At 50.1% G+C, this 16,941-nt stretch carries 14 protein-coding genes and 1 pseudogene; 3 read left to right on the plus strand and 12 right to left on the minus strand.

What is annotated here, in order from left to right:
• Genes JOY44_RS05855 through JOY44_RS05870 form a run of 4 tightly spaced genes read right to left on the minus strand, consistent with a single transcriptional unit; the run spans window position 1 to window position 3,211 of the window.
• A complete protein-coding gene (locus tag JOY44_RS05855) occupies window positions 1–768 on the minus strand; it encodes a class I SAM-dependent DNA methyltransferase (protein ID WP_171572734.1) in 768 nt (255 codons plus the stop codon).
• Complete coding sequence (locus JOY44_RS05860; protein WP_171572735.1) at window positions 765–1,547, minus strand: methyltransferase, TIGR04325 family; 783 nt, start codon at window positions 1,545–1,547, stop codon at window positions 765–767. The genes JOY44_RS05855 and JOY44_RS05860 overlap by 4 nt, the downstream gene beginning before the upstream one ends.
• Complete coding sequence (locus JOY44_RS05865) at window positions 1,544–2,659, minus strand: DegT/DnrJ/EryC1/StrS family aminotransferase (protein ID WP_171572736.1); 1,116 nt, start codon at window positions 2,657–2,659, stop codon at window positions 1,544–1,546. The genes JOY44_RS05860 and JOY44_RS05865 overlap by 4 nt, the downstream gene beginning before the upstream one ends.
• Window positions 2,660–2,707: 48 nt before the next feature.
• Window positions 2,708–3,211: a hypothetical protein gene (locus JOY44_RS05870; RefSeq protein ID WP_197985000.1), complete on the minus strand. Its 504-nt coding sequence runs from the start codon at window positions 3,209–3,211 to the stop codon at window positions 2,708–2,710.
• Between the two features lie 430 nt (window positions 3,212–3,641).
• Here JOY44_RS05870 and JOY44_RS05875 point away from each other — a divergent pair.
• Window positions 3,642–4,217 (plus strand): annotated as a pseudogene (locus JOY44_RS05875) (transposase).
• A 33-nt stretch (window positions 4,218–4,250) separates the two neighbouring features.
• Here JOY44_RS05875 and thiS read toward each other — a convergent pair.
• Entirely contained in the window at window positions 4,251–4,463 is a 213-nt protein-coding gene (thiS, locus tag JOY44_RS05880) for a sulfur carrier protein ThiS (protein ID WP_171572737.1), read from the minus strand.
• Window positions 4,464–4,558: 95 nt separating this feature from the next.
• Between thiS and JOY44_RS05885 the strand changes: the two genes are divergently transcribed.
• Window positions 4,559–5,395: a thiazole synthase gene (locus JOY44_RS05885; protein WP_171572738.1), complete on the plus strand. Its 837-nt coding sequence runs from the start codon at window positions 4,559–4,561 to the stop codon at window positions 5,393–5,395.
• Between the two features lie 235 nt (window positions 5,396–5,630).
• Here JOY44_RS05885 and JOY44_RS05890 read toward each other — a convergent pair whose 3' ends face one another.
• The 6 genes from JOY44_RS05890 to JOY44_RS05915 form a co-directional block, all read right to left on the minus strand.
• Window positions 5,631–6,212, minus strand: a complete 582-nt coding sequence (locus JOY44_RS05890; RefSeq protein WP_171572739.1) for a YdeI/OmpD-associated family protein — start codon at window positions 6,210–6,212, stop codon at window positions 5,631–5,633.
• Between the two features lie 32 nt (window positions 6,213–6,244).
• Window positions 6,245–7,468 carry an aspartate aminotransferase gene (locus JOY44_RS05895; protein ID WP_171572740.1) on the minus strand — a complete coding sequence of 408 codons (1,224 nt, stop codon included), beginning with the start codon at window positions 7,466–7,468 and terminating at the stop codon, window positions 6,245–6,247.
• A complete protein-coding gene (locus tag JOY44_RS05900; protein ID WP_171572741.1) occupies window positions 7,465–8,676 on the minus strand; it encodes an iron-containing alcohol dehydrogenase family protein in 1,212 nt (403 codons plus the stop codon). The genes JOY44_RS05895 and JOY44_RS05900 overlap by 4 nt, the downstream gene beginning before the upstream one ends.
• A 43-nt stretch (window positions 8,677–8,719) precedes the next feature.
• Window positions 8,720–9,241 (minus strand): Ycf51 family protein, encoded by a 522-nt coding sequence (locus JOY44_RS05905; protein ID WP_171572742.1) that lies wholly within the window; start codon window positions 9,239–9,241, stop codon window positions 8,720–8,722.
• Window positions 9,242–9,323: 82 nt separating this feature from the next.
• On the minus strand, window positions 9,324–9,743 hold the full coding sequence (locus JOY44_RS05910; protein ID WP_171572743.1) for a tetratricopeptide repeat protein: 420 nt from the start codon (window positions 9,741–9,743) through the stop codon (window positions 9,324–9,326).
• Between the two features lie 65 nt (window positions 9,744–9,808).
• Window positions 9,809–10,165, minus strand: coding sequence for a HesB/IscA family protein (locus tag JOY44_RS05915; protein WP_171572744.1), 357 nt, complete (start codon window positions 10,163–10,165; stop codon window positions 9,809–9,811).
• 257 nt (window positions 10,166–10,422) lie between these two features.
• Here JOY44_RS05915 and JOY44_RS05920 point away from each other — a divergent pair, with 257 nt between their 5' ends.
• Entirely contained in the window at window positions 10,423–12,063 is a 1,641-nt protein-coding gene (locus JOY44_RS05920; protein WP_171572745.1) for a DUF6930 domain-containing protein, read from the plus strand.
• Between the two features lie 58 nt (window positions 12,064–12,121).
• On the opposite strand, the gene JOY44_RS05925 is transcribed toward JOY44_RS05920, so the two are convergent.
• On the minus strand, window positions 12,122–16,882 hold the full coding sequence (locus JOY44_RS05925) for a translocation/assembly module TamB (protein WP_171572746.1): 4,761 nt from the start codon (window positions 16,880–16,882) through the stop codon (window positions 12,122–12,124).
• Window positions 16,883–16,941: the final 59 nt, after the last annotated feature.

Below are 16,941 nucleotides of genomic sequence, written 5' to 3' on the forward strand. Positions count from 1 at the left end.
TCAGCATCGACCGACAAAGTAAGTCCCCCAAGTTTGCCACCCTGGTTCGTCATGGGTCATCCATTCACCCAAAGCTTCACAGATAAAACCATTCTGGGCAAAAAGCCACTCTACTTCTGGCTTAAATAAATATCGCATCTGGTGGGTTTCTTTTAACACCTCAAGAGTGCCCATCTGTCGATCCTGAATCAAAATCTGATAGTTTACATTTACTCGATTTTCATTGGGATACATCAGAGGCTCGGCAATGCGTGTGACTGAGATCAGGTCATCTTCTAAGCGTTTCACTCTGACTGTGGGGCGGTTGCTTAACACGGCTGGCCCATACCAGCAGTCAAACAGGAAGATCCCCCCATGCTTCAGATGATGTCTGGCTGTGGCAAAAGCCGCCTCCAGATCTTGATTGGTCGTTTGGTAGCTCATCACATGAAACAGTGAGATCACCACATCAAAGCGTTGATCAGTCCGAAAAGAGCGGACATCACCCTGATGAAAATGCAATCGACCAGTCTGTTCTGTCGGTAATTCTAACACCCGCGCCTGAGCCTTTTCTAACATGCTTTGGCTCTGATCAATGCCGCAGACGGTATATCCTTTTTCAACGAGCAACTTGGCGTGTAGCCCCGTACCGCAACCCAGTTCTAGAATCGATGTGGCATTTAGGATATGGCGCTGGAGTAAATCACATACAAAAGCAACTTCACCCAAATAATCTTTATCTTGATAAAGCAAGTCGTAGTAGCGAGCGTAATGACCAAAGACATTCATGAATCGATCGCCTTGAAATATAAACCGTGAAACATTAGGGATTTGAATTCTGGATGGAAGGGAACTGCACAGGGTTCGCCAGGATCCTTCCACTGATCAACTAGCTCGTAGCCAAGGGCGAGGATCGAATTCACAAAATCCCGCTTTGCGAAAACGTAGACCGGGTAAAATACCAAGCCGCCGTTTTGCAGGGTAACAAACGGGTTCCCTTCGCACAGAGGAAATCGGTTTAGCAGGATATGGGCTGGTTTACGCTGCAACTTTGCTAGGTCAGTTGCGAGGGAACCCACATACTGCACTGAACCAGATGCCATGAAGATAGCAGCTCCATCTGCTTTCTCAAACTGGTCAGTGAATCGCAGCTGCGATCTCTTTTTCTGTTGAGCAAAATCTTCTCCTGCAGCAACAATGGTGGGCAACTCGCACACAATCCATTGCAACCCGCTGGGATAGGTCAGATATTTCTCGTAGGTATAGAAGTGAGTACCAATATTACCGCCGAAATCAAATAGAACAGTGCCTTCTCGCAACAGCTTTTGCATCCAGAACAGCATGGGATAGTCATAAAATCCGATCCCCTCAGCAGCCTGCTCGTGGTATTCCTGAGCTAGTTCCTCATGGTTGTAGCCAATCTTGCGATTTTTGGGGGCGGCGGCGATCGCCTGTTCAGGGGTTCTAAAAATGCCTCGGTAACGAGCATATCCGCTTTGAGTGGGAAACCGCAGGTATCCCAGGATTGACCTTAAGAAAAGCTGCGATCGATCTAAAAGGCTTGTCACGCCAGCATACTCCTCACAGCAAGAGCAACGTGTTCAATTTGTTCATTGGTCAACGCCATACCGCTTGGCAGGTAAAAGCCTCGACGGGCGAGACGTTCTGCCACCGGATAAGCTTCCCCCTGAAACAGTCCCATCCTCTGAAAGACAGGCTGTTCGTGCATACACCAGAAAAAGGGGCGTGTTCCAATCTTCTGCTTCGCTAACTGCTGCATCGCCTCAGCAGCATTAAACGGGACTGAATCTCTAAGGACTATGCCATAGACCCAGTAAATATTATCGGCTTCGCTAATCGCCGCCAGAGGTAGCTCTAGCTTGGGAATGTCGGACAGCAATTCTGTGTATCGTTGCCCCATACGGCGCTTACGGGCTACAAACTCATCTAGCCGTTCAAGTTGCGCCAATCCTAACCCTGCTTGCAGATTAGTCATACGTAAATTCCAGCCCAGTTCTTCGTGGACAAAGCGCTGCTTTGCCTGGAAGCAAAGATTTCGCAAGGAACGACAGCGTTCTGCTAGGTGATCGTCATCGGTGACGATCATGCCTCCTTCGCCTGTGGTGATGTGTTTGTTGGGGTAAAAGCTGAAGGTGCTGAGATCGCCAAAACTGCCGCACGGTTTGCCTTTATAGGTTTGACCATGCATCTCGGCAGCATCTTCAATCACTGCTAACCCATGCTGCTCAGCCAACTGCAAAATTGGGTATACATCTACGGGCAATCCATAGATGTGGACGATCAGGATGGCTTTGGTTTGGGGAGTAATTTTAGCGGCGATCGCCTCAACGGTCATGTTCCAGGTACGCGCATCGGCATCAACTAGAACTGGTTTAGCCCCTGCCCTGACGACCGCCGCTGCACACGAAATAATTGTGAAGGTGGGTAGAATGACCTCATCGCCCGAGCCAATTTTTAATGCAGCGATCGTTGCATCAAGAGCCATTGAGCCATTACTGACTGCTATCCCATGCCGCCGCCCAACCCGGGCAGCAAACTCCGTTTCAAAGCGTTGAACAAAGGGACCCTCGGACGAAATCCAGCCTGAGTCAATACACTCCATGAGGTACTGCTTTTCCTGACCATCCAATAACGGCTCATTGACAGGGACAAAATCCAAAGCGTTCTCCGGTGAAGCAGGGCGATCGTAACAAACACGCTTTCTGGACTATCTTGGGATTGCTCCCACATCATCACCAAAACATTTTCCACCCAATGCAATAGAATTAGCGCATTTCTGGGCGGGTAAGGGGTCGAAGCGCGTTTTATCTTGGTCGCCCACGTAGGGGCCTTGCTTCACCTCAATCATCTCAACCTCTTCCAAAACCTCAAAGCCGTGGCCTCCTTGGATCAAAAGGATGACATCCCCCTCGTCCAGAATACGGCTTTCGAGATACTCTTGATCGTTTGTGTAAAAATCTACCCGTAGCTTGCCACGCTTAATCAGCAGTACTTCTTGGGTGTAATCGACCTGTCGGGGAACAGGATTGTGAACGTGAGGCTGAATTACTTTTCCAGCCGGATGCTGCATATAAGCTAACTGCTGGGACAGAGTATTCGGGGTAAAAAAATGAATTCCTGGTTCTCTAAACTTAGCCAGAATAATGATCGCTTGCAGTTGATCATTGTAGAGTACCTGCTGAACCAAGCTCTGTTCACACGTGATGACCATAAAACTCCGTTACAAAACGATACCAGAGGTTCTCTCCGCACAAGATGTATCTAATACCAGACGAAAGGTAGAGCGTGAACCAGTTAATCTAAGTAAGCCCTAGATGGTAAAACTTAGATCGATTTTCACGCGCATCTGGAAAGCACATAGGTGTGGTTTAGACATACATGCTTGAAGGAATGCCTAGCTTTTGAAGCAGCGGCACTCATCTAAAGCCAAATGAAATCTCTGCCTTTGCTAGCTAGATTGTACCTTTAGTTAGAACCCCAAAGTACCAGCCGATGCTTATTTCCCCCAGAAGTTATCCTATAAAACTTTGAAGGCTGCTAGTTAAAGAGCCGAATAAATTTGTGTTAAGAAAAGGATAATGTGAAGAGTGGAGTTGGCTACGGTGGAGAATGTAGAAGCTGTAGGAAGGCTGTGAAACAGAATGACAACTCGACAATATGCGTTGCCCGATGAAGGGGGAGCGGGTCTAAGACCTGTTATCGGGACGAGAAGGCAGCGTGGGAGTGACGGCAGACAATCGTCTGTTTATCGAGGCGATGCTGTATAGCTGTCGTGCAGGTATCCCGTGGCGCGACCTATGAACCCAGGGGTCGCAGCAAAGGCGGATTGAGTACCAAGATTCAGGCTACGACGGATGCCATCGGCGATCCGCTGAGCTTTCATCTCACTCTGGGCAAATCGTGTGACCTCGATGGTGCAACCAGTTGTTGCCCGATTTGGTCGCACCGACTGCTCTGGCTGACAAAGCCTACGATGCAACTGAGCGAGTGATTCAAAACCCCGAAGCCCAAGGCAAAACGGTGGCGATCTCGCCTAAGCGCAACCGCAAGCAGCAACGCGACTATGACCAGGAGCTATAAGAAGCCCGGCACCTGATTGAGAATTTCTTTGTCAAGCTCAAGCAGTATCGAGCCATTGCCGCACCGTACGACAAAAGAGCGATTAACCTCATGGGGCGATTTATTTAGCCGTTTCAGTCATCTGGCTCAATCGATGACACGCCCTACCAGCAAAGCTCAATGACCTCCGCCTAACCACCGCCAACAATGGTGACAATTTCTAGGCGATCGCCGGGTTTCATCTCTGTGGTTTCCCAAAACTGACGATGTAAAATTTCGCCATTGTATTCCACAGCGATCAGTCGTGGTTTTAAGCCCAACTGTTCTAAGAACATTGGTAAAAATGTGTTTTCAGGGCAGTCTCGCTGTTCACCATTCACTTGGAGCGTGATTAGATTACTCATAAACTCAATTCTAAAGCCGCTATTGACGCTTTAAAATAGAAAGTCCCTTGAATACTTCTATTTGCCCCTGTTGAACCCTATTCCCTAACTGCACAATGTATACACTAGATAAACCCACTGAGCGATCGCTCCACGATCCCTTAATCATTGCTGGACGCACTTTTCACTCACGTCTGATGACGGGAACAGGCAAATATCGCAATTTTGATGAGATGCGGCAAAGCGTTGCGGCGAGCGGTTGTCAAATTGTGACGGTTGCTGTCCGTCGAGTTCAAACCAATGCTCCGGGACATGAAGGACTGGCAGACGCTTTAGACTGGAGCAAAATCTGGATGTTGCCCAATACCGCAGGCTGTCAAACTGCTGAAGATGCCATTCGTGTGGCGCGTTTGGGTCGTGAAATGGCAAAACTGCTAGGTCAAGAAGATAATAACTTTGTCAAGCTGGAAGTGATTCCTGATGGTAAATATTTATTGCCTGACCCCATTGGCACCTTGGAAGCCGCAGAGCAATTGGTCAAAGAAGGATTTGCCGTGCTGCCATACATTAACGCTGATCCACTGTTAGCAAAACGATTAGAAGAAGCAGGCTGTGTGACCGTCATGCCTCTTGGCTCTCCAATTGGCTCCGGGCAAGGGCTAAATAATGCTGCCAATATTCAAATCATCATTGAAACTGCAAAGGTGCCGGTGGTGGTAGATGCAGGCATTGGAGTGCCTAGTGAAGCTGCTCAAGCGATGGAAATGGGGGCTGATGCGCTGTTGATCAACACCGCGATCGCTCAAGCTCAAAATTCTCCAGCCATGGCACGGGCGATGAGTCTTGCAGCGGAAGCAGGTCGGCTTGCATACCAGGCAGGACGAATCCCTATAAAGTCCACTGCCAGTGCCAGTTCACCAACAACAGGAATGCCTACTAGCGCAGCGAAATAAGGATAAAGTGTAAGCACTAAAGGCTTCACTAAAAATTCTGCAAAGTCGGCTCAAATATGCGCTTTATGCAGGGGTGATTTATGGAATGCCCCTGCATTTCAAGTAAATAATTTTAAGATTTACTTGTGCGTTTGGTCGAAAACCAGTCGAATTATTCTGGTGTGGGCTCAAGAATTTGATGCACGGTCGTAAACACGTAAAGTGTCTTCCCTCAAAGGCTGAAATGTAACCGTAATTAGCGGACTAAGGGACTTTTGTTTTGCGACGCTGCAATTACTGTTTGCTCAATTCTGCTGAGTCTGGTTTCGATACGTTTAGCGCTCTCAATCCAATAAAAAATGTTTTTTTTAGAGGAATTACTGAATTTCTCAAAGTTTTGCTGAGCTAATAGGTCAGCACTCAGGGCAGTGATGAGATCGACTGGCATGATTAGGGCTTCTATGTCATCCAATAGTGTCCAAGAACCATCCTGCTTTGCAGCCGCAATCTTTGCTAAGCCTGCGTCAGTCATCAACCCTTGATCAATTAGTTCTTCAATGTACTGTTTGTTTAACTTTGACCAGACGCTTTTGGGTTTACGGGGCGTGAAGATTTGCCGATAGCGTTCTTCATCGATGGATTTTACTTTGCTGTCAATCCAACCAAAACAAAGGGCTTCCTTAACCGCTGCGGAATATAGAACGCTGAGCTTGCCGCTTTTTACTTTGTAGTAGATCAGCCAAATACCAGAAGAGAGCCGATGGTTTTGCTCCAACCATCCTCGCCAACCTGCACGATCGCTGGCGTAAATGCTTTCTAACTGCTCATCCATCCCCATAGAACAAACCTGTCCAAACCCTTCCCTCTTCCTTATCCTTTACTCCTTAACCCTGACACCAATGCATCCCCCGCGTGATAGGTGATTCCAGCCTGCTTGAAGCGACTCAAGGCTTCTCCCAAGCGATCGCAGTCAGCAATCAAGCTAATTCGTACATAGCCTTCGCCACCCTTGCCAAAAGCATTCCCCGGTGTCACCACCACGCCCGTTTGCTCTAGCACTGAGAAGGCAAAATCCGTAGACCCAATGCCAGGGGGGCAAGATACCCACAAGTACATCGTGGCTTGTGGTTTAGGCACTGTCCAGCCTAGTTCTCCTAAGCCTTGAATCAAGAAATCGCGGCGAGTTCGGTAACGGGCTTGTACCTCATGCAGGTACACATCTGGCAGTTGCAGTGCTGTTTCCGCAGCCGTTTGCAGCGCCCGAAAAATGCCGTAGTCGAGGTTGGTTTTTAGAGTTCGCAAACCCTGCACAACCTGACGATTACCTACCACAAAGCCAACTCGCCATCCTGCCATATTGTAGGTTTTGGATAGCGTATGAAACTCTACACCAATATCCATTGCCCCAGGAATTTCTAAAAGGCTAGTGGGCTGATAGCCATCAAACGCTAGTTCCGCGTAGCACAAGTCATGCACCAGCAGAATTTCATAATGACGGGCAAAGGCAACGGCTTCTTCAAAAAACTCGCGCGGTGCGGTCGCAGCAGTGGGGTTACTGGGATAGTTAAAGTAAAGGATTTTTGCTCGTTGAGCGATCGCCTCAGGAATGGTGGCAAAGTCAATCACCCAGCCATTATCAGGCTTGAGCATCACATCATAAATCTCGGCTCCGGCGATCAGTGGACCCCGAAAGTGAGCGGGATAAGCTGGACTGGGCACCAGCACCAAATCGCCCGGATTGACATACGCCAGCGCCAGATGAGTCAAGCCTTCCTTAGAACCCAGCAGCGGCAAGGCTTCGGCTTCGGGATCAAGCTTGACTCCATAGCGCCGCTGATACCAATTGGTAATGGTGCGGCGAAAGCTGGCAGTGCCTTCAAACGGTGGATAGCCATGGTTGGCGGGATCTTGAATGGCAGCGATCGCGGCATCCACCACTGGCTGAGGGGTGGCACCATCCGGATTGCCCATACCCAGGTCAATCAAATCTAACCCTTGCCGACGAGCGTTCACCTTTAATTCATCCAACCGCGCAAACACGTAGGGAGGCAGCGTTTTCAGCCGATCTGCTGGAGTCAGCCAATCCAAATTCATTCCGATACCTCATCAATACAAAACTTAGAGGGAGGCAAAGAGAAAAGAGCGGTATCCCTCTTGCCGCCGTTAGGAGCGGGGATGTCCTCATATTTTCCTGCTGCTCGACAGGCTGCCGTTGTAGACACCATGGCTGCCATCAACTGAGCTGGCTCTACCTCAAACGGCAACCGATGAATATCAGAGGATTCTGCACAGGCGATCGTGGCTGCTTGCTGTAAATCGGCGATCGAAATGGTTGCCATACCTAAATCCGTCAGACTTTGGGGCAAGCCAATTTCTGCATAAAACTTAAGCAGTTGTTGCCGTGCCGTTGCCGCTAGTTGGCTACCCTGCACCAATTCTTCTAGCCGTAATTGCACCAAAATTCCATATGCCACCTTCTCGCCGTGAAGGGTGCCGTGGCTGGCTATTAGGTGAGTTAAGCCATTGTGGACTGCATGAGCGGCAACAGTGCGACATTGAGCACCCCCCAACCCGCCGATCACTCCTGCCAGCAGCACTGAAGCGTCAACAACATCCTGCCAGTCCTCGCTACCAGGATTTTGCAATGCAGCAACGGATTTTTGCAATAGAATATCGCGCAACACTCTTGCTTGCTGCACGGCACCGATCAGGAGCGTTCGTTGGGACTGCCCGCTGCTGACAGAAGCTTCATACCACTTGGCGATCGCATCTCCAATACCGGCTACTAGCGTCCGTTGAGGGGCCGTCGCAATCAGGTCATAATCCAACACGAGTAGCTGAGGGCACTGAGATAAGGGCACATCATATAAAAATGCGCCGTCTTCAGAATAAACATTGGAAAGCGCCGTCCAAGACGCACAGGTTGCTGCCGAAGTCGGCACCGTGACGACAGGCAAACCGCACTGATGCGCCAAAAGTTTAGAAGTATCGAGCGCTTTACCGCCGCCAAGGCCAATAATTACATCTGCCTGGTGGCTCTGCGCTGTCTGCCGCAAGCTGGCTAGCGTTGTCTCGCTGCAATCGGGGTAGTAGCTTGCTTGAGCCGCATCCAGGCTATGGTCTTGGAAGCCAGGATGGAGCAAGGTATAAACCGTCGCTATTGTGCGATCCCCCCCCACCAGTAACGGACGCTGCCCCAGTTGGGCGATCGCACTCACTGCCGTCGTCAGCACTCCCTGTCCACGAATGACTTGAGCAGGCGCAACGCACAAGGTAGGCAGAATGACGGAATTGTTAGACATGGCAAGTAAAGTTTTTAAGAAAAAACGATGGAAAAATATTTACCTACGAAGCCGCCGCTTTGGGCAATTGGGCAAGCTTAGCGGGATCAAGAGAAATTTCCATTTGGTCATCATAGCGGGAGGCAAGCGATCGCCGCACTTCACCCAAATAGAGCGGAACCGACACTCCTGGTTCTGGATGCAGAATTGTTCGCATCCGGATCGTCATTTTATCAGCCCCTTGAGCCAGCCGTCCCGAAGAGTACAGATCACCGGCAGCCTGCCGCAAAGTGGCTTCTAGCTCGGTTCGGGTTAAGTCAGGCGATACGGCAATGACCACATCAGGACCACCATTATCAAACACGCGAGAAAATTGCGCTGCATTGGGAATGGAGGGGCGGACATAAAATCCTAAACTCAAAGCATAGATGCCGCCCGTTAGGACTGCCATAAAACTGGTAATGCCTACTAAACGAAAGCGGATGCCCCACTTGAACAGCAAACCGAGAACCATTAAGACAGCACAAAAAATTGTGAAATATCCGACCCACTGAGCGATCGCGGTAATTTGAGCAGTTAACACCATAGGGCATTCACAAGAATCTAAAAATCTAATGCTGAATTATGCAGATGCATCATTGACTATGCCAAGCGATGACAGTCAAACCTTAGTCAAACAACCAGGCTTTGACCCGCTCCAAGCTTTTCCAGCCAGGTTTGCGAACTAAGCCATCCTGGATATTATGTTCTACTTCTTCTCGCAATTCAGCCGCAACCATGATGATTTGCTGCGTCAGTTCAATATGTTCACGGACTCCTTTCTTGCCAGCTTCCAACATTGCCAACGATAGATTAACCCGCGCTTGAGGATCTTGAGGGTTTAGTTTGACTGCCTTTTGCGCCGTATCGTAGGCTTTGCCAGGCTTTTCGGTCAACAAATACAGCCAAGATAAACAAGTCCAAGCAGAACTTGTTTTAGGAGCGCGATCGCAGACTTCTTTGAAGACTGGAATCAGTAATTCGGGGTCTTCCCCTGCTTTATACCGCTCCAGTCCTTCATCAAAGAGAGTTTCAACAGTCTGAGTCATAGGTGAAAAGATGCAAGAGTCATAAAAATACGCGATCGGAAATGGCGATCAGCCAGCAACCTACTTTAAGCCGAAAACGACTTACCACAGCCACAAGTTTGGTTTGCATTGGGATTAGTGAACTGAAATCCGCCCCCAATCATGGCATCGCTGTAATCTAGCTGCATCCCATATAAGTACAGCAAGCTTTTTGGATCGCACACGACCTGGAAGCCATCATAGTCATACACTTCATCCGTTGGTTGAATGTTCGCAGGATCTTCAAAATCCATCATGTAAGACATTCCAGAGCATCCACCCCCTCTCACGCCAACTCGCAAGCAAAGGTCCTTTCCTTGCTTCTCACGCAGCGCCAACACATGGCTGAGGGCAGAGTCACTCATCAATATTCCGCGTTGCTGAGATTGTGTAGCTTGGGTCATTGAATTTAGACTCCTCTGCAATTACCAAAAGTAGGTTGCAAGTATTTTTTCGTATCGTCTTCCATACTACCAAGGATAGATCAGGTAGCGAAAGCCGATGCTTTCTAGCCAGCATTTATTAATGTTGGCAAAATCCCACGTAGCCGCAAAAACTCTAAGCAGTAAGATGAAGATCTACCCGATACATCAAGCATGATCTTAAGGACTGCCTTGTTAAGGATTTGGGTAGCTTCGCCTTTACCGCTTTATGAATGTCTATGAATGTACTCAATCGTTCCACCCGTCGTCGTCTACAGCAGCTTAAGCAAAACCCTAGTAGCGTATGGGAGGGCGATCGCCGCCAGTTAGCTGGATCTCAAAACTCAGATTGGATGGAACCCGGTAGCGCTCCTTCCACTGATGGAGACTGCATTCTCTGGGTGGACGGATCTCAAGGAATGGTCAGGGCAATGGATATTGTTACGCCAGATACGGGTTCCGAAGCGGTAGTGCGAACTCTGATTCGAGCGATGGAGCATCCCCATAATCCGGGAACGCCTGCCCGACCCAAAAAGATTGTGGTTCGCGATCGCGAACTTCAGTTTTTTTTGCGGGGTGTGTTGCAGGATCTCGATATCACCCTCGATTACATGCCTGAACTCCCGCTGATCGATGAAATTTTTCGTGGGTTCCAAGAAACAGTCAGTAATCGGCAGCCCCAATTGCCACCCGAATATGAAGCAGCCCTGACGACTAAAGTCGATGAAGTTTGGCATGATGCTCCTTGGGAAGTGCTTGCCGACCATCAAATTCTTGCAATTGAATTGAATCAATGGGACATAGGAACTCTCTATGTTTCCATCATGGGCATGTTGGGCATGGAATTTGGCGCTTTGTTTTATCGCTCACTCGATTCACTCAGGCAGTTCCGACGACGGGCAATCGATCAAAGCTCGATCGAAGAAATGCAAGCAGCCTTCTTAGGGCAAGATTGCCTATTTATCACCTATGAAACAGCCGAGGATGATTTAGAGGACATTCCGCTGGATTTTCGGCAGCGGTCGCCCGATGAGGTTGAGCCAGTGTTTGGCAACTTGCATCCCTTAGAAGGGTTGCGATCGTTCTTATACAACGACGAAGCTGCAACACTGCTGGTCGGCTTAGAAGCTCTACATCGATTTCTTGGGCAGCATCGCCAAAAATTTAAAAATGATGCATTCCCGCCAATCAGCAGTCGCTACAAAATTTCGCTTCCTGATGAAACCGGCGAGGACAAAACAACCCAAATTTCAGTCAAGGTAACGACACTGCCCGATTTGGCAAACGAACTACTAGATATGGAAGAAGGAGACGGGGAATCTGAATTGCCCTTTCCGGCTCTGCGAGATGATCTAGTTCCTGAAAAGTCCTTTTTGAGTTTGGGTATGGTGCCCTGGGAAGTGTTGGAAATGCTGCGAATTGGTGGGGCATACTATCAACCCAAAGAAGAGGTCACTCAGGGTGGGGAAGGCTTACCAGTCATCATGATTCAAACATCCCGCCCTAAAGCAAAAACCTTGATTGAAGAGTTGCAAGCTGCGGGTGGTTTGCAGGGCATCTGTTTTAATCCAGGCGAAAATCCGTTGGAGGGCGATCGCTACGACATTGGCTTGCTGCAAACTGGTAATGGCGATTTGCACCTGTTTGGTGAGTTTGGTGAGACCGATCCAACGCACGCTGCCGCTCGAAAAAAATGGGATCAGCGCTGCAAAAAAACAAAAGGGGTCTGTGGGCTGATTATTGCCAAAGGATTGACGGGTGCCGCACGGGGTAACCCGCAATTCAAGGATATGCTGGCACTGTTTGAAGCAAGCGCCATGACGACCAATGACCTAGGATTAGGAACGCTGCAACTAACCATTGCGACGGAAGAAATGTGAGGCAAAGGCAAGAAGGTTTGAGGTTTCTAAATACCTACACTCCGCACTCTGCACTTGTTTAAAATCTCGCCTCGTACTCGATTTGGGCGCGGGTGTCCCCTGAAAAGTCGGTGGAGCTACGGAACAAGAGGCGATCATTAATCCGATAGCGCAACCCAAACTGGGGCGCTTGATCATTGGTTATCACTTTTAGAAGACTGACTGAAATGGTAGGAGTAATGTCAAGCGATGCTTCTGCCCCCAGCCCTAAGGTACTAGTTCTGCCCGAACTGCGTGATACATCGGTGGTGCTGGTGGGAAATAAGCGAAACTCGCTGAGTCCAAGCGCATTACCGATCGCTGTTTGAACATTCGTGAATAGGGGAGTAGACCCTGCCAGGTTGGCAATCCCTAAGAGCGTATCACCCCGTCCAAAAGTATCGATAAAGCCACCACCAATGAGCGACACAATTTCCTCCTCGCTGCGGGGTGGGCTGCTGGTGAGTTCTAGAATGTCGGACAGTTGGCTAGCGGGTCCATTCACCTCTGCACGGACGCGGATGGTTTGCAACGACCCAAAACTGGAGGCAGGAGCGGGTACATCTAAAATTTCGGAGGGAGCCAATACCAATGGCTGACGGCGGTTATTGACTTGAGCCACCAGTGCCACTAACCGGATATTCAGTTCGGGGTCAAGTTGGCGGGCTGGAGAAAATGTTGCTGTCTGGGCAAAGCCACGTTCGAGGGCAAATTGGGTTGTGAACAAGTAGAGTTGCCCTGCGGTGAGACGGATCACGCCTTCAGGGCGGATTTCATTGAAATTGCCATTCACTGTCAGGTCTCCCTTGGCGATGAAATTGAGCAGGGGCGGCTGGACAATCGCAACGCGATCGCCCAGCGTTAACCGTAAGCCAGCAAATTCTATCCCAGTCTCAGTCCCAGCCGTTGCATCCGTGCCCGTTGAAGCTGTTAGCGTTGCCGGGTCAGACAGCGATACTCTACCATCGCTAAGCAAAACGGTACCGCCAAGCGTGGGGTTCAGTGCCGTTCTCCCCACAATCACCTCACCATCTACACCACCCTGATAAATCCCTTTGAGATTGAGGTCAATTTGCTTCAGCGCCACGGTTAAAGGAGTGCTCCAATCCGGATCTGAAGAAGTGATTGGCCTCGATAAAGGAATCACTCCTTGGGCGGTCACACTGCCTTCGCTAAAGATGCCGGAGATTTTTTCAACCCGGATGCGATCACTATCGAACCGGGCAACTCCTGACACATTGGTTAGCGGAGCGGGTAGGGCACGCGCTTGCAGAGTGGCATCAGTCACTCTAACGATGCCTGTGGCGATCGGGTTATCCAGCGTGCCGCGCACTCGCACTTTAACTTCGCCCTTACCGCTGACCCAACTGACTTGATTCGTCAGCACATTCAGCAGCGCTAATCCTTCGTCTTTCACGTCTAAATCGAGGCTGACTTGATTGCTCGTTGGAGCGACGGTGGCAAATGGCAATTGAAACGGTAAGCTGCCGATCGCGGTTAAAGGTTCTTTCTCAACGACTGCCATAGTGGCAGCAAAGTCGAGCCGCGCATCGTTATAGGTAAAATTGCCCCGCGCTGCTTGAACGGGAGTTCCATTCAACACACCGTTGGCAAGGCTAAAAGAACCCACCGCTTGGGGATTGGTAAACTTGCCGGAAAGGGTCGCGGAGCCATTTAGCAATCCTTCCGTTGCCACAGGGAGGTCAACAAACCCAGTCAGAAGATCCAGGGGCAGATTCTCGACTCGTAGCTGTCCAGATTGCTCATCGCCTAGCACTCGCCCAGAGAAAGCGATGGAAGCATCGCCTGATTGCAATCGGAATGGCAGCAGCGTCAGGGCTCCATTGTCAAAGCTACCGATCGCCACGATTTTATCAGCGTTGAATCGTCCCCACTGAAACTGTTCGCCCTGGATATTGAACTTGGCATTCACTCCTGTCTTTAGCGAAGCCGCCACATCGATTGTTCCAGTAAATATTCCCTTTAAGTCTCGTAGTTCAGGCAGGGGAGACGCGGCTGCTTGAGTTTTGTTCTGAGCTTCTAGGGTTTGTAGTTCTGCCAACCGCCGGAGCTGAGTTTGAACAGGAATCAGGGTTGCATCAAAGGGAACTGTTTGCAGATCAGCCGCAGTGCCATAGACAGGAGACTGTATCCCCCGCTGAAAATCTTTCAACTCGAAAAGCTGAAGCGCCGTTAAGACATCCTGAATATTGCCCTGCTTGATAGCGATCTGAGCCTGGGCTTGAGGATCGGCAGCGAAGGGTTTAATTGTCGCGCCAATTTGAAACACAGTGTTGCCTCGGCGTAGTTGCCCTTCTGTCAACGTTGCGATGCTGTTGGCATAGTTAAGCCGTCCAGTAAATTGATCGGCACGATAGTTGCCTAGCCCTGGTTGGGCGATCGCCACGGTTCCGTTGGCAGTTTGTTGATTTAAGTTAATGGCAATGTCGCCAGTGAGGGTGCCGCTCGGAGAAAACCCTGGCAGGACGCCGGGCACTTGAATCAAGGTCAGGGGAACGTTACGCAATTCAGTGAGCAACAGTCCGCCTTGGGTGCGACCGCGCGCGATCGCTTGATCTCGCTGAATATCAAAGCCAATCGGACGATAGCGGGCATCAAGGGCAAGGGCAATGCGATCGCGATTGCCCCGCAAATCCAGCGCCACTCCTTGTGCCACCCGCACAGGACCTTGCAAATAGGGTTCAAAGGCAACGCCATTCAGCGCAAACTGCTTCAGTGCCGCCGTGCCGTTGACGACTGGAGCCGCAGGTGTGCCAGTGATGCGTCCTATGAAGTCTGTTCGCCCAGCATATTGAACTGCTGCGGGAACGGGAACTGCTGCATCTTTCAGGTTGTAATCGCTCAAGCGCACATTCAGATCCAGTCCTGTAATGGCAGGCGTACCTTCTACTCGCGCTGAAATCACCCCATTGGCGCTAAATCCAGTTGCTGTTGCTTGCTGCACCACAACTTGCTGACCATTCCACTGCACTTGAGCAGTCAGCGGCTTTTGAATCAAGGATAGTCCTTCTGACAAGAGGGCAGTTCCCTGAACGCGAATGTCTGAAGGCTTAAACGATGTCAAGGTGCCAGAGGCATTAAATTTACCGCTGAGCAGACCTCGCAAATCAGGAGAAAACTGCGCCAACCGGATGCCGAATAGGGTTGCCGTTCCGCGCCAGCGACCCTCAGTAACTACGCCCTGGGGAGCGACTGTGCCGCCTGCTACTTTAAACAGTGCGTTTTGCAGGGTGATGATGCTATTGGCAATGACAACTTCTCCCGAACCTGGATAGGTGCCATTAGGCGCTTGAAAACGCGCCACAGTTTTTGTTTGATTGGCGGGACCGGAGACTTGAACCTGAGCATTCACACGCCCGATCGCAATAGGTAGAGGTTTACCATCCCCATAAACTTGAGCGATCGCATCTCCGGGTACATTCAACACCTGTAGTGCGATCGCCACGGTTGGATTCGATTTGCCAGCCGCATCTTTTGTGGCGAGATTAATTCGTCCAGACCCAGTGACTTGTCCGCCAGCAGTGGGAGTTGCCTGCACATCTTGGATCACTAACTCTTGAGCGGCAGTATCTAACTTAAAGGCAGCAGCATAGCGGCTTAAATCGAGGCGATCGACCTTTCCAGGGGCAGTGCTTCGAGCAATACCAGTTAAAACGGGCTTTTTAATTGCGCCTGTGAGCTTCAAATTGGTTTCGATTTGCCCAACCACAGGTACGGGCGCAGTCACGTTTAGAGTTTGCAGCAAATTGGATAGGCTCGTGGGTGGTACTTTCACCGCTACGTCAAAACCTTTGTCCAAATCCAGCGTTCCACTGGCAATTCCAGTTGCCTTGCCGTAACGCCCTTCGACCCCATCCAAACGAATTTGGGTGCCGCGAAACTGTAATCTGCCCTTGGCATTGGTAAAAGGACGGGGAACACCCGGAACTGCCATGGTGACTGCTTCAAACTCGGCTACCCCGTTAATGGGCGTTTTAGTGGTGTTGGAGCGAAGCTCGACGGTGAAGTTTCCCCCCCCGCGACCTGTATATAAATTGAACGGTAGCCCAATTAAGCGATCAACTTCTGCCACCGCAAAATTCTTGGCACGGATGTTGAGCTTGGTATTTTGGGAGGGCAACACGGTTTCACCCGCGATCGCCACGTTGCCGCCCGTTTGCGATCGCCCAGCTAGCTCATACACAAACCGCTTGTTTTTATCTAAGATAACTGCCTTGCCGTTTACCCCCTCCAGAAAGACAGGAACGCGCTTGTTCCGGACCGGCTTCAATGGCAATAACTCGATATTTGCATCCTGCAATCGAATAGTGCCTAGTGCAATCAAGCCCTCTTCTTGCTCTTCTGCCAGTCTAGTAGTGACCCAACCTTCCTTTTCCTGATCCAAAAAAACCTTGGGCTGCTCCAACGTCACATCCAGTTCTAGCTTGCGGCTCCACAGCGATTGCCACAGGTTGAACTTAACGTCGATCGACTGCATTTCGGCACTGTCGCGGTCAGTCGCTGTTGCCGGAACTGCGGAAGCACCAAATTGGAGGCCGTTGAGGTTAATTCCCTCCAACTCGCCCACCTTCACCGGGCGATTTAAAGTTTCGCTCAAATTTTTGGCAACTATGAAAGAAAGTTCTTCATGTAGAAACCGCCAGCCCCACCAAGCGGCACCGCCCAGACCTGCTGCAAGCCCAATTCCAACAGGCAGAGCAAAGCGGCGAAAGCGACGAAAGTGAGACGGTGGTGGAGATGACGGTGTAGGGTCATTTCCTGGATTGGGTGAATTAGTCATTTCCTGGGGCTTGGAAGACAGGTTTGCTAAAAATATACCGTCTACACTACTGGTTCTTG

Origin of the sequence: Leptolyngbya sp. Cla-17 (assembly GCF_016807185.1) — a bacterium.
Lineage (GTDB): Bacteria > Cyanobacteriota > Cyanobacteriia > Leptolyngbyales > Leptolyngbyaceae > ULC077BIN1.

Coding starts and splice junctions, on each gene's coding strand:
- JOY44_RS05855 (WP_171572734.1), bottom strand. CDS start 768: ATGAATGTCTTTGGTCATTACGCTCGCTACTACGACTTGCTTTATCAA.
- JOY44_RS05870 (WP_197985000.1), bottom strand. CDS start 3,211: ATGGTCATCACGTGTGAACAGAGCTTGGTTCAGCAGGTACTCTACAAT.
- thiS (WP_171572737.1), bottom strand. CDS start 4,463: ATGAGTAATCTAATCACGCTCCAAGTGAATGGTGAACAGCGAGACTGC.
- JOY44_RS05885 (WP_171572738.1), top strand. CDS start 4,559: ATGTATACACTAGATAAACCCACTGAGCGATCGCTCCACGATCCCTTA.
- JOY44_RS05890 (WP_171572739.1), bottom strand. CDS start 6,212: ATGGGGATGGATGAGCAGTTAGAAAGCATTTACGCCAGCGATCGTGCA.
- JOY44_RS05895 (WP_171572740.1), bottom strand. CDS start 7,468: ATGAATTTGGATTGGCTGACTCCAGCAGATCGGCTGAAAACGCTGCCT.
- JOY44_RS05900 (WP_171572741.1), bottom strand. CDS start 8,676: ATGTCTAACAATTCCGTCATTCTGCCTACCTTGTGCGTTGCGCCTGCT.
- JOY44_RS05905 (WP_171572742.1), bottom strand. CDS start 9,241: ATGGTGTTAACTGCTCAAATTACCGCGATCGCTCAGTGGGTCGGATAT.
- JOY44_RS05910 (WP_171572743.1), bottom strand. CDS start 9,743: ATGACTCAGACTGTTGAAACTCTCTTTGATGAAGGACTGGAGCGGTAT.
- JOY44_RS05915 (WP_171572744.1), bottom strand. CDS start 10,165: ATGACCCAAGCTACACAATCTCAGCAACGCGGAATATTGATGAGTGAC.
- JOY44_RS05920 (WP_171572745.1), top strand. CDS start 10,423: ATGAATGTACTCAATCGTTCCACCCGTCGTCGTCTACAGCAGCTTAAG.
- JOY44_RS05925 (WP_171572746.1), bottom strand. CDS start 16,882: ATGACTAATTCACCCAATCCAGGAAATGACCCTACACCGTCATCTCCA.